Annotated in this window: 8 protein-coding genes; 4 read left to right on the top strand and 4 right to left on the bottom strand. The window is 49.8% G+C overall.

Going from position 1 to position 12,332, the window contains the following annotated elements; genetic code table 11:
- Positions 1–6: 6 nt before the first annotated feature.
- Positions 7–1,590 carry a hypothetical protein gene (locus tag ABD852_RS13320; RefSeq protein WP_345029670.1) on the top strand — a complete coding sequence of 528 codons (1,584 nt, stop codon included), beginning with the start codon at positions 7–9 and terminating at the stop codon, positions 1,588–1,590.
- On the opposite strand, the gene ABD852_RS13315 is transcribed toward ABD852_RS13320, so the two are convergent.
- Both ABD852_RS13315 and ABD852_RS13310 read right to left on the bottom strand, forming a co-directional pair.
- Positions 1,582–2,241: a hypothetical protein gene (locus tag ABD852_RS13315; protein ID WP_345029669.1), complete on the bottom strand. Its 660-nt coding sequence runs from the start codon at positions 2,239–2,241 to the stop codon at positions 1,582–1,584. The genes ABD852_RS13320 and ABD852_RS13315 overlap by 9 nt on opposite strands.
- Positions 2,231–3,433 carry an RNA polymerase sigma factor gene (locus ABD852_RS13310; protein ID WP_345029668.1) on the bottom strand — a complete coding sequence of 401 codons (1,203 nt, stop codon included), beginning with the start codon at positions 3,431–3,433 and terminating at the stop codon, positions 2,231–2,233. The genes ABD852_RS13315 and ABD852_RS13310 overlap by 11 nt, the downstream gene beginning before the upstream one ends.
- Before the next feature lie 508 nt (positions 3,434–3,941).
- Between ABD852_RS13310 and ABD852_RS13305 the strand changes: the two genes are divergently transcribed.
- Together ABD852_RS13305 and ABD852_RS13300 are read left to right on the top strand one after the other, a co-directional pair.
- Entirely contained in the window at positions 3,942–4,535 is a 594-nt protein-coding gene (locus ABD852_RS13305) for an RNA polymerase sigma factor (protein ID WP_345029667.1), read from the top strand.
- Positions 4,516–5,205, top strand: a complete 690-nt coding sequence (locus ABD852_RS13300) for a tetratricopeptide repeat protein (RefSeq protein ID WP_345029665.1) — start codon at positions 4,516–4,518, stop codon at positions 5,203–5,205. Before ABD852_RS13305 ends, ABD852_RS13300 begins: the two co-directional genes overlap by 20 nt.
- Here the strand turns inward: ABD852_RS13300 and ABD852_RS13295 are convergent.
- Both ABD852_RS13295 and nagB read right to left on the bottom strand, forming a co-directional pair.
- Positions 5,202–8,015: a CHAT domain-containing protein gene (locus tag ABD852_RS13295; RefSeq protein ID WP_345029663.1), complete on the bottom strand. Its 2,814-nt coding sequence runs from the start codon at positions 8,013–8,015 to the stop codon at positions 5,202–5,204. The genes ABD852_RS13300 and ABD852_RS13295 overlap by 4 nt on opposite strands.
- A gap of 275 nt (positions 8,016–8,290) precedes the next feature.
- Complete coding sequence (gene nagB, locus ABD852_RS13290; protein WP_345030145.1) at positions 8,291–10,216, bottom strand: glucosamine-6-phosphate deaminase; 1,926 nt, start codon at positions 10,214–10,216, stop codon at positions 8,291–8,293.
- Between the two features lie 710 nt (positions 10,217–10,926).
- On the opposite strand from nagB, the gene ABD852_RS13285 reads away from it, so the two are divergent.
- Positions 10,927–12,225 carry a serine hydroxymethyltransferase gene (locus tag ABD852_RS13285; protein WP_345029661.1) on the top strand — a complete coding sequence of 433 codons (1,299 nt, stop codon included), beginning with the start codon at positions 10,927–10,929 and terminating at the stop codon, positions 12,223–12,225.
- Positions 12,226–12,332 lie beyond the last annotated feature (107 nt).

The raw sequence follows: 12,332 nt of genomic DNA, 5'->3' as shown, positions 1-12,332 counted from the left end.
ACTCCCATGCCCCTCCGTTACCGATATCGCGCGCTTCTGTACTTCCTTTTACAAGGCTCCATGCTTTTTGCGCAGCGTTATTTGCCTGAAAGCCACCATGACTATGTGTTGGCCCGGGAAGTATATGAAAAGGTTTGGTCAGCCTACGGCCATCAGAGCGCTCCGCCGAAGCTGGAGATACGAAAGGGCGTTGGCGCTGCCCGCGATGTCGCATTCTATAAGAACGGCGTAGGGAAGAGCGGTCCCGTTATTGTTCTTGATGCGGAAGTGATTCCGCACTTATCAGCCGTATTCGGCGCTGAAGCCCCGGCAGCGCTCGCTTGTATCCTGTCGCACGAACTGGCCCATCATTACTACAGACATTCAAAAACGTCGCATTTCGCCTCGCGATCGACAAGTCCTGTACAGGAGGCGCAGGCAGATGAATCGGGCTTTTTCTATGCCTACCTGGCAGGGTATCCCAGTTTTTCGGTGGCAGAACGGCTTTTTGATACACTGTACGAGCAATACGGATTCGAAAGAAGAGGGACTGCTGAATATCCGTCCAGGAAAGAACGGCTGGCATTGGTGCGGGAAAAGATAAATGAAGTGATGGTATGGGCCAATGTATACGAGGCGGGAAAGGTGTTAATGCTGGCAGGTAAAACCGGAGAAGCGATTGCCTGCCTGGAAACGGTTGCGACGCAGCGGTTGTCGGTCCCGGAAGTCTACCGGAACCTCGGGGTGTCGTACCTGCTCGCCGTAATGGGGAAATTGTGGGTCTCCCGTGAAGAAATGCCCTTTATGCTCCCGGTCGAACCGGATATGTCAACCCGTTTGCTGGTGCAATCAAGGGGGATATCGGAGGCAGATCAGCGGGAAAGGGACCGCCTGTTAAGGAATGCAGAAAAGTACCTTCTGCAGGCAAGCCTGGCAGGAGGAAACGCCTCCACAGACGTCAATCTGGCCATTGCCCAGTTGCTATTGGGCAATACGGCTGCGGCCATAGGTACCCTCAATAAGCTGGACCTCAACCTGCCCGACGCTATACTCGTGAGGGGCATTGCCTACCTGAAAGAAGGGCGGATGGAGAAAGCTGCTACCGATTTCCGCCGGATCGAAAAAGAACCCGGGCTGTTATTTGAAACGAATCGCCAGGTGTACAGGGAAGTGACAACCAAGGGCTGGAAAGGGGTAGCCTACCAGCCGGCCAAAGCGGTTAGGGGGCTTCGGGGAATGTTCACGGAAAAGTTGCCGGCAGCCCCTGAACTGTGGGTGCCGCCTCCCGTCAGCGAGGTGCCGTTTCCGATTTCAGTCAATCGCACAGGTTTCGGTGATTTGTATCGGTTTTCACTCCCGGCGCAGAAAGGCCGGGGATACGAAGAATGGCGTATAGCCCGTGTTACCAATAAAGGCTTTGACAACCGGAAGCAGATACGGATCGGTGAGCCTGCGCAACGGCTCACAGCAGAAGGCGGTTACGGGCGGCCGGATTATATTCTTGGTTCCGAAACGGGACGCGCGTATTACGTTTATCAATCAATGAGCGTAATTTTTATGCTTGATAGACAGAAAATCGCCGGCTGGTATGTGTTCGAAAGGTTACGGTAGTGATGGTGTCTCTTCTACAAGGGGAGTTTCAGTTGTCAGGCCGGATTCTATCGGATAATTCTTCCCATCCATTACCAATACCAACCGCGTGTTCTTCAGGTCGTCGACCAGGTAGAGTTTGCCTTTATCGTACAGGGATTTTAGTGATTGGGGTGTGAAAATTTTCAGCGTATCATGGTCGTACCGGTACCGCAGCGCTCCGGCCTCGTCCCTTGTGACGATTGTGATCACCTGTTCAGCTTCTTTTGCATCCGGCGCCCAGCCCAGCGAGCCGTCTACCGACTGACGGACTTCGATAGAAGCGGTCAGTGATGTTTTTTCAGGCCCGAAAGTAATCCAGGTGAGCCATCCGGCGCCCAATACCATAATTATTGCCGCTGCCGCCCTAAACCAGGTTTGGCGATAGAGGGGTAGGGTCCGTTTTTCGTGGTCCTTCGCAACCGGTTTCAGGACTTCGGAATCATCGGAAAGCCGGGCCGCTACAAATTTTTCAATTTCTACCCGCTGCATGGCTTTCAGTATTTCAACCTCTTCCTCCAGCGCTGGGTCTGACCTCATCAATTTTCTGAAAGCATGCTCTTCTCTCGGCGTTAAATTGCCCAGTAAAAAGCGTTGCTTGAATTCTTCTGTATAATATTGGCTATTTTCCATTGCAAATGTCAAGATAGATATTTTTGTTTTTCACATCAGCGCAAATGAGCCTCCGTATGGACTCAAGTCCCCGGTATATGAGGGAACCGGCGGCGTTGGCGTCCAGCCCGAACCTTTTTCCGATAGAAGTATTGTCGTACCCGGCCAGGTACCTGAGCTCTACCGCTTCGCGATGCCTTTCGCTGAGTTTTTCAGAGCCGGAAGCAACCCGGTAAAGCGATTCGTAAAAATCAGGGATGTCCCAGTATAGCTCCTCAGCAACATCTTCCGGTTTATCATTGTCCTCATTTTCATCTTCCTGAAGCCGGATTTTCTCAGGTTCACCGAGCTTGTAGCGACTGTAATAGCGGTTATCTTTTGCAAATAACCCTTTCGCCATCTTTGTTAGGATAGACCCTATAAACGTTTCGAGCGTTGATCTGACTGTTGTCCCGGGTGCGGGCAATAAGGCAGAAACCCGCTCATACAATTCACTCAGAACATCTCCTTTTCGTTCTTTCCACCAATTAATTTCGCCCTTGTTCTTATTATTCCGGCATCTCCCGGCAACAAAAGCATCCACCACTTTCTGGGTTTTCTTCCCGACATAGCTGGCTGCCGACTTATCGCCCAGTCGGAATAATTTCTGGATTATCTGGGCGTCCACATAATCCCCGAAATGAAGCGACCGTAAAGTGGATCCTTTCAACTTGAAGCCTATGGGCTTGTTTGCTGCAAGTATCTTATATTGACCTGCGATACCGAGCAATACACAGGTTTTCATGTCGGGCAATTCATCCGATGGAAGCTCGTTTACTTCCAGGGCAGCTTCCAGCTCTTCCCCGGCTATGGCGCCATAGCGGCTTTCCAGCTTTTGCCACGCTTCAGCGCTGGGCGCATTTTCCGGCGTCTCCTCATTTTTGCCGGGCGTCAGCAGGTGAACAAGAAACAGTTCTTCGCAGACAAGGATAATTGCATGAGAAAGGTCGAGATCGGCAGCGCGAAGATCAGCTGTAAAGTTTCCACGTTTTACCAGGGCGTAAATCTCTTTGTAAACCTGCCTGCTAAACTTTTCAAGGGAGGGTAATCCTTCATCGTGGTGCTTTTCCCAAAAGGCTTCAGGCCCCCGGCCGTAAACTTCGCAGAAATCTCCGTGGGAGAACTTACCTTGCAATATATGACTGACAATGGTTGCTTCGTCCGGATTGTACATAGTTTGAGGGTCTTCCACCTCAAAAGTAAGTTTTTTAAAGATATTCTACGGTAAAAACAATAAAATCAGAATAGTAAGCGCCAGGCACTTCCAAACGGGAGGAGACCTGGCGCCGGATCCGGTAACCGGGATCCCGTGGCGACCTAGTTACCCGGCTTAGGCGGCTGAGGATATTCCGGTGGTTTGTTGCCGCCACCGCCATCTTCTGTAAGCGCAGGTTTGATAACGGTCTTCTCTCCCGAACAGGAGGCAGCGACCAAAAATAAACCGAAAAGGCAAAACGCTGCCATAAGGCTAAAAGCCTTTTTACTGATGCTTTTCATAGCAAACACGTAGGATTAAGTGAAAAACCTGGATTCTACGCGTGGGTTTGGGGCCCCTCTTCCAAACACGTTCGGGAGGTTTATGCGGAGACTGCCGTAAAAGCACGGCTGAGTAAAAACTTTTTTTTAAATACGTTTACCTTTAACCCGCAAGCGGTATTAATCAGGTAAACAGGCGCCATTTTATGTGGGAAAAATTTACAGACCGGCAGCTTGCCGATATGATCCGTTCGGGGGAAGTCAGGGCTGAAAGCCGCGCTATCCGCTTTCTGGTCAGGAATAACCGCGAAAAAGCAATCAGGTGGGTATGTGCCAATGCCGGGGGCCGCGAGGATGGCGAGGATGCTTTTAATGATGCTTTGTCGGCGCTCTGTATCAACATACGCTCAGGTTCCTACCGGTTGTCAGAGAACGTAGCATTGGGGACGTATCTGATGACCATTGTAAAATACACCTGGCTAAAGCAGCTGCGGAGACAGGGGCGGTTTCCGGGTATGAAATCAATTGCTGACGACGGAACGGAAAGTATTGAAGTGGTGCGTTCAGCAGAGCAAATCATGATGGAACAGGAGAAAGATGACCGTTTCAGGCAGATTTTTGAACGAAGTCTGACCGATAGAGAAAAAGGCATTCTCATGGCTTCACTGGTGGAGAAAATTCCGATGAAGGAGATAGCAGAGCGGTTTGAGCTGGGGAATGCTGATAATGCAAAATCTCATAAATATCAGATTATCAAGAAACTAAAAAAGGTATTGGGTGATGACAAATTCTGGGCATAACTGGAAAGATGAGGAGCTGATCGACCGGTATTTCGACGGCGTATGCAGTGGGGAAGAGCTGCGTGCTTTCGGGCAACGCTGCGAAGCCGATTCCTCTTTTGCCGAAAAAGTGAATGCTATGCGGACGATCCGGAAGGGAGTGGACCGGCTTCACGAGGAGGATCGGGTGCGAAAGCGTATCGGAGAGGCGGTAAGGGAAGAGGAGCGTAGGAAAGTGCGGATTCGTAGCCTTGTTGGGACAGCCGGCGGGGCCTTTGCGGCGGCCGCTGTTTTCATTCTTTTCCTGGCCTATTCGCCACTAAGGATTCCGGTTCAGCCCCAGGAAATCAGGGCGGTTAGAAACCTGGAGAAGACCGGTTTGACGGATTCTTCGGAGGCCGGGAAGAAAAAAGCATTCGGGCTGTTCTTCGAGGCTCAGTCTTATCTTGCCGAAGGAGAGCTTCAGCCCGCAATTTTAAAACTGGAAGAATTGGCGGAGATGGATGAGATGAGGCCCTATTTTCAAGAAGCCGTCCAGTGGCACCTGGTTATGGCGCACTTGAAGAATGGAAATGTTGAGAGGGCTGCGTCTCTGTATGAGAAAGTTAAAACACCGGAAGAATATAGCATCCCGCTTATCGACCGGTGGAAGGTATGGTGGCAGCTACACCGGAGAATGTGGATTGGCTAAACCGGTTTTGTTTTTTGTGCTTTCCTTCGGTAATGATAAAAGGTTAGCAGTAACAGGAAGAGAGGAACAACCCCGTAATAGATTAACTCTTTGACGAATGGCAATGCCGGAGAAAAGAGGGGAGAAGTGTCACCGATATAGATAAGGTTGGCCCAATAATAAGGGTGATTGTGCGCATTGCCCAGTTCCGAAGCAAAGTAATCGGACCTCGCTCTCTTTAAGGCGATATCCGGCGATTCTCCTGCTTTCAAATGCGCATAGAAGGTCTCTACAAGATAGGAGGTGATTTTATCGTCGGCTTTCCAGGTTGTAGCGAGCATCCCCGGGCAGCCAGCCAGTCTAAAGGCCCGGGCGAGGCTTAGCATGCCCTCCCCGTTGTGAATTTTTCCCCGCTCTGCGTCACAAAAACTCAGTATAGCCAATTTGATATGGCCTAGTGGCAGGCCAGCGATCTCATGCGAGAAGAGTCGGTTGTTTGCCTCTGTCAAAGAGAAGGATAGATAGGAATTTTCCGGGATGGAGTCGTTGTATTGCGCATGCGTGGCAAGATGTAAGGCGTCGGCTTGCCCGATGATTTTCAGAAATTGCTCTTTGGTCGCTTCCGGGCCCAGGAAGAAAAGATTGGAAGTGCTGCGGATCTCATTCTCCGTACGGGGAAGCCAGGATGCTGAATCTGCGTACTGAGGCTTGTGGTACGGCGCAAATCCTATCATGTTGGTGATGGTTCTGTTATTCCCTGATGGTAACGTCAAAAAATCAGCGCCGGGTAAATAGCTGATCCCATGGGATGTGGTCAGCGGGTTTTTTTTGCCTTTTTCCCGAAGTACTTCAAAAGGGATAAGATTGAGCCGGCCGTCACGGACGATGAACCATCGCTGATAGTTGCGAAGATGTTCATAGGCCGGGGCGATTAGCTGTGCATAGAGCTTTTCCACTGCATCGGCCCCTGCAAACGAATTTAATAAGGGATCTGTCGTTAGAGCCTGCTGAAGCTGATCCAGTCTGCGATCGAAGATGACTGGTATTTCAAGCCTGGAGATCCAGGTGCTTTTGTGAGTAATGACGTAAATGTAATAGTGGTCTTTGGCAAAATAGTAGCCTAGATAGGCTGTGTTGTCATCTAGCTTTGACCGGATTTTTGAAACACTCATGAGCGGATCGTGGTGTCGTTGCGCAAGGTAGCCCGGATTATCAATCTCCAGTTGCCGGAGTAATTTCCGGAGCATGACCTGCTCGTTTATCATCGACAGGCGTATGCTGTCCCGCCGCGCATTATCCGGCTCATTGGCATAATCGATCCTGGATTTGGCAATATTTTTCCGAAGCAGCATTTCCTTTTCCAGCACCTGCGAGGAAAAGGCGAGCGGTTTGATATACCGTTCATGCAAAACGTCTGTGAGCGCCACCCTCCGGCTTCGTTCCGCCAGCATTATGGTATTTTCGATCCATCGTTTCTTGTTGGTCTGCTCTTTATGGCTTATACGGTAACCCAAAGCAATGGCGTCATCAAATACTGAACGAAGCCTTTCGGTAAAAAACAATTTGGAGGCCTCCATACTCATGTTTTTCCTTAGCTTCTCCGCCTCATCTACGGCCCGCTTATATGCGTCAAATGCAAGCGCTTCGTAATTTTCGCAGCCCGCCAAATTCTCCGGTATTTTTTGAAGACAGCCAGCTTTCTGAGTCAGAATATCCAAAAGTGCACGACTGGAAAGTACGTCGTCCGTTGGCGGGTTATGCCGGAATGAATAGTTACAGAAAGAGATAGAAGAAGCGATTAAGGCCTGCTGGTAAGATTTCAACGCAGCGTCCCAATTTTTTTTCGATTCGTAGATCCGTCCCAGACCAAGATGACAATAGGCCAGCTCTTCCGAGCGATTATACTCAACATCCCCGAACAATTTTATACATTGGTGACAGGAGGTCTTTGCGTCGTCTAACCGTTCGAGACGGTAATAGCATTCGGATAACCGGATTAACTGATGCTTTTCGAGTAAAAGATGTTCGGCGGCGGGGTGGTTCCGAATAATTACCTGGTATAACTCCCTGCTCTCCTTTGCATAAGAAAGAGATTTCTTATATTGTTTTCGCTGAAATTCGTTGTGTGAAAGCGAAAGTAACGCCCAACATTTGTCTATGGATTCAGGGTCAAAAAGAGTAATTGCTGTTTGATAGTACGCTTTGGCCTGATCGTAGTCGGCAACATGAAAGTAGTAATTAGCCAGGCTGTTGTAGGCCACCCCGGTCGCCCTCTTATCCTTTTTTTGAATAGCTAAATCCAGTGCTTTTTCGTAGTAGAGAAGTGCTTGACGCGTGTCCTGTTGTTGAAGGTGGAAGGCGCCAAGATTATTGTAAAACGCCTTCACAAAAGAAGCGTCTTGCTTCTGTATGAAGGGGTAATGATCCAGAAGCTCTTCAGACTTCATAAACCAGTATCCTGCAGAGTCAATCAAAGACAGGCTAGCATAACATTGGGATATCGTAGAAGTGTGTTTAAAAGCCAGAGCAGGAGATTTCGAGTTATTTAACAGCGCAAGACCAGAAGCGCAATACGCCACGGCTTGTGAAAATTCCCCACGGAAAAAGCAGGCCGATGCCATCTCGCGGTAAGCAAGGGAAGCGGCTTCCATCTGGTTGCCGGCAATAAGCTCCCGGGTGAGCGGCCGGCCGAAGCGAAAAATCAGGTCATAATCTTCTGCTTCTACCGCGTCCCGGAATTTTTTCTGCAGGTCCTTTTCTGCGGCAGTTGTGCCGGAGACAGGCGCCAGGATGAGCATCAGCGCCCAAACTAGTATTTTCCCGGTATTCATAGCGGAGAATTTTTAGCAGAGGCGGGTTCAAACCGGGCTTCTCAATAAGCCCTGTCTGCAAGATAGCAAAATACGGGTTCCCCGGTAAGAAAGCGGGTTAATTTGAGAAGGGAATAATGGGCAGCAGTGGGAGGGCCCAGGGGCAGTGGGGCGTTTCAGGGATACCATAAGCAAAACCAAAGCCCTCAAACAACCACCTGCTGCATTGCTGCAGGGTGTCATTTGAGGGCTCTTGGTCAATATCCTTTTTACGGGAGCTCTCCGGCGCGCCGGGCTTAAAAATGCCAGCGGACAAATGCTTCCATGGCCTGGTAATCTGCAAGACCGAGGTCATTGTACAATTTTGCCGTGGCGGCGTTACGCTCTTCGGCACGTTGCCAGAATTCCCTGGAATCTTCGCCCTGGAATACTACGCCGTCTTTTTGTGATTGGTGTTTGAAAATGCCGTAGCGTTTTTTCAGAACCTGATCGGGACTCATGGGCACCGCCATTTCTATTTCGTGAATTTCCCATTCCGCCCAGGCTCCCCGGTACAGCCATACCCAGCATTCGTTCATGTAGGCTTTTGGTTTCAGCTTTTTCAGGGCGGCTTCAATGGCATCCCAGCAAACTTTGTGGGTACCGTGTGGATCGGCAAAATCACCAGCAGCATAAATCTGGTGCGGTTTCACCTGGTCGATCAGGTTGGCTACCACTTCAACATCTTCCGGGCCGAGTGGTTTCTTCTGAATAGTACCGGTTTCGTAAAACGGCATGTCCAGGAAATGGACGTTTTCATCAGGTACTCCTACAAACCGGGCAGTAGCCTTGGCCTCGCCCCTTCTAATGAGTCCCTTAACGGCTCTCACCGCCGGGGAGTCAGTTTCGGTATCCTTGTTTTTCAGGAACGATTTTGCTTCCTCAAAAAGCGCGAGCGCATCATTTCCGGCAATGTTGAACTTGTTGTTGTAGTCAACTACGAATTCCATGAAGCGGGAAGCCTCATCGTCCGCAACTGCAATATTTCCTGATGTCTGATAGGCTACATGCACATCATGTCCCTGATCTACCAGCCGCTGGAAAGTTCCGCCCATCGAAATGATGTCGTCGTCGGGATGCGGGCTGAAAATAAGGACACGCTTTCTGGCCGGCTCTTTTCTTTCCGGACGGTTGGTGTCGTCGGCGTTGGGTTTCCCGCCGGGCCATCCGGTAATGGTATGCTGAAGCTGGTTGAAAACCTTGATATTGATGTCGTATGAAGAACCGTGAGAAGCAAGCAGGTCACTCATACCATTGTCGTTGTAATCCTTATCAGTGAGTTTAAGGATAGGCTTTTTCAACAGCAACGACAGGAATGTGGCGGCCTTTTTGATCATCTGGTCGTCCCACTCGATAGCATCGACCGCCCAGGGCGATTTGATCCTGGTCAATTCCACCGCAGCGTGCTGGTCGATGATAAAAGTGGCATTGCCGTGGGTTTGCAGGTAGGAAGCTGGGTTCTTTTCGGTTACCTCGCCTTCAACAGCACCTTTAATAACCGCTGCTTTCCGCTCGCCCCAGGCGAGTAATACCACTCTTTTCGCGTTGAGGATAGTAGTAACCCCCATTGTGATGGCTTTTCGCGGAACCTTGTGGAGACCGCCGAACTCCGCCGCCGCAGCCGCCCTGGTCGAATGATCGAGTGTGATCAGCCGGGTGTGCGAATTGATCAGTGAGCCGGGCTCATTGAAGCCAATATGGCCATTTCCCCCGATCCCAAGCAGTTGAAAATCAAGGCCGCCTGCCTCTTCTATCTCTTGCTCGTAAGCTTTGCAGAATTCCTGGATCCGTTGCGCGGGCAGCGTTCCGCCGGGAAGGTGGTAATGAGTGGTCGGGATGTCAACATGATCGAATAATTGTTCCTTCATGAACCGGTGGTAGCTGTAGATAGAATCCGGCTCCATCGGATAGTATTCATCCAGGTTGTAAGAAACGACATTTTTAAAGCTCAAGCCTTCTTCCCGGTGCATTCTGACGAGCTCTGCGTAAACGGTTTTGGGAGAAGATCCTGTGGCAAGTCCGAGAATACAAGGCTTGCCTTCCGCGGCCTTTTTCCTGATCAGATCCGCAATTTCAATGGCTACTGCTTTGGATGCGTCCTTCGAACTTGCATAGATATGCGTCGGGATTTTTTCATACGTGATCGGCTGGCCGATACTCACCAAGTCGTTTACAGCCTGCATGTCGTCATTCTGTTTTGATGATACTGTCATGACAAGATTACTAGTAAGATATTTATTTTTAATATTATAGGAGGACGGTTGTCCCGCAACAAACTGATTCGGATAGCAATAGGCTTCAAAACTGCAAAATTAATGCTTAATCTCCGTATTTATAAAAATTTAAAAAATATTGATGAGATCGTATCCCGGCCGGAATTGTTAAACCGCTATCTGCGAACAGGGTGACCGCAACTTCACGAGCAGAAATAATGTATTCGTGGATTCTGTACAACAAACTTACAGATGGCTGATAATGGAACGCATGGCTTCTATTGAATGGGTATCCGAAGATAGGCCTTCGACAGGCTCAGGCGCCGTCCGGATGGTGCCTGCCGGATGGCGCCATCCGGCAGGCGCCTGAGCTCATCGAAGGCTGCCTACCGGACGGCTGCCACCCGGATGGCGGGTGAGCCCGTCGAACCCCTTTAACACAATCTGCAGGATGTCCGATCCTCAACCAGGTCAAAAGCTAAGCGTTGTTTATTTAAATCAAAGCACCAAACGTGCTTCAATGGAATTCGTGGCCCGTCAGCGGTCAGACCGGTAGATTGTCACAAAATCAGGAAGAAAATGAAGGATTAATAGGGGAGCCCTATTCTTTTGGGAAACTTCCGAATTAAAGATTTATTTTTGTGTATCGTTTCAGACATCACAACCAATTTTCATTTACCATGTCAACTATAACGGGCTTATCCAGAGATACCCAGATTTTTGACCTGATCCGCAAAGAGGCGCAACGCCAGGAATCAGGGATCGAACTGATCGCTTCCGAAAACTTTACGTCCAGACAAGTGATGGAGGCCGCCGGGAGCGTATTGACGAACAAATACGCAGAAGGGTATCCGGGCAAGCGCTATTATGGTGGCTGCGAAGTGGTTGATGAGGTGGAGCAGCTCGCCATTGACAGGGCGAAAGAGCTCTTTGGCGCTACCTGGGCCAATGTTCAGCCGCATTCCGGGGCACAGGCCAATATGGCGGTGTTCCTGTCATTCCTTCAACCGGGTGACAAAGTGCTGGGTTTTGACCTTTCGCACGGCGGGCACCTTTCGCACGGTTCGTCCGTCAATATGTCGGGCAAGTACTTTCAACCTTCGTTTTACGGGGTGGAAAAAGAAACAGGCCTGATTAACTGGGATAACGTAGAGGCGAAAGCTATTGCTGAAAAACCAAAACTGATTATCTGCGGTGCTTCTGCCTACAGCCGGGACTGGGATTATGAAAGGCTGCGTGCGATTGCCGACAAGGTAGGCGCATTGTTGCTTGCTGATATTGCGCATCCTGCCGGCCTTATTGCAAAAGGGCTGCTCAATGATCCGTTCGATCATTGCCATATTGTGACTACCACCACGCACAAAACGCTCCGCGGACCGCGTGGAGGGCTTATTATGCTGCGTCATGATTTTGAGAATCCGTTCGGGATTAAAACCGTCAAAGGGAAATTGCGTACGATGAGCTCTCTGCTGGATTCTGCGGTTTTCCCGGGCGTGCAAGGCGGTCCCCTGGAGCATATCGTAGCGGCGAAAGCGGTAGCGTTTGGCGAGGCGCTTTCTGAAAGTTATTACAACTATGCCGTCCAGGTGCAGAAAAATGCTAAAGCGATGGCAGCGGCATTTCTGTCAAGAGGCTACCAGATTAGCTCGGGCGGGACAGACAACCACCTGATGCTGATTGACCTCAGGTCAAAAGGGGATGACGAGCTTACCGGAAAGCTCGCAGAAAACACCCTGATCAAAGCAGATATTACCATCAATAAAAATATGGTTCCTTTTGACGATCGCCCGCCGATGACTTCTTCGGGGATACGGGTGGGAACCGCCGCAGTTACGACAAGGGGCATGGTGGAGTCTGATATGGAGCGCATTGTGGAGCTGATCGACACGGTTTTGACGAATCATGGCAGTGACTCAAAAATTGAGGAAGTAAAAGAAGAGGTAAACCGGTGGATGAAGAATTTCCCGCTTTACGTCTGATTCATAAAACCGGTTACAAAAAAGAGGGGGCTTTTCCAGCAGTCGTGGTCGGAAGATTTTTTCTTCCGACTTTTTCATTTTTCAGATATTCAATATTATTACCTTAA

The organism is Ravibacter arvi (assembly GCF_039540405.1).
GTDB lineage: Bacteria > Bacteroidota > Bacteroidia > Cytophagales > Spirosomataceae > Ravibacter > Ravibacter arvi.
The sequence above is the reverse complement of the archived record's forward strand: the minus strand, read 5'-3'. Positions and strand labels throughout refer to the sequence as shown.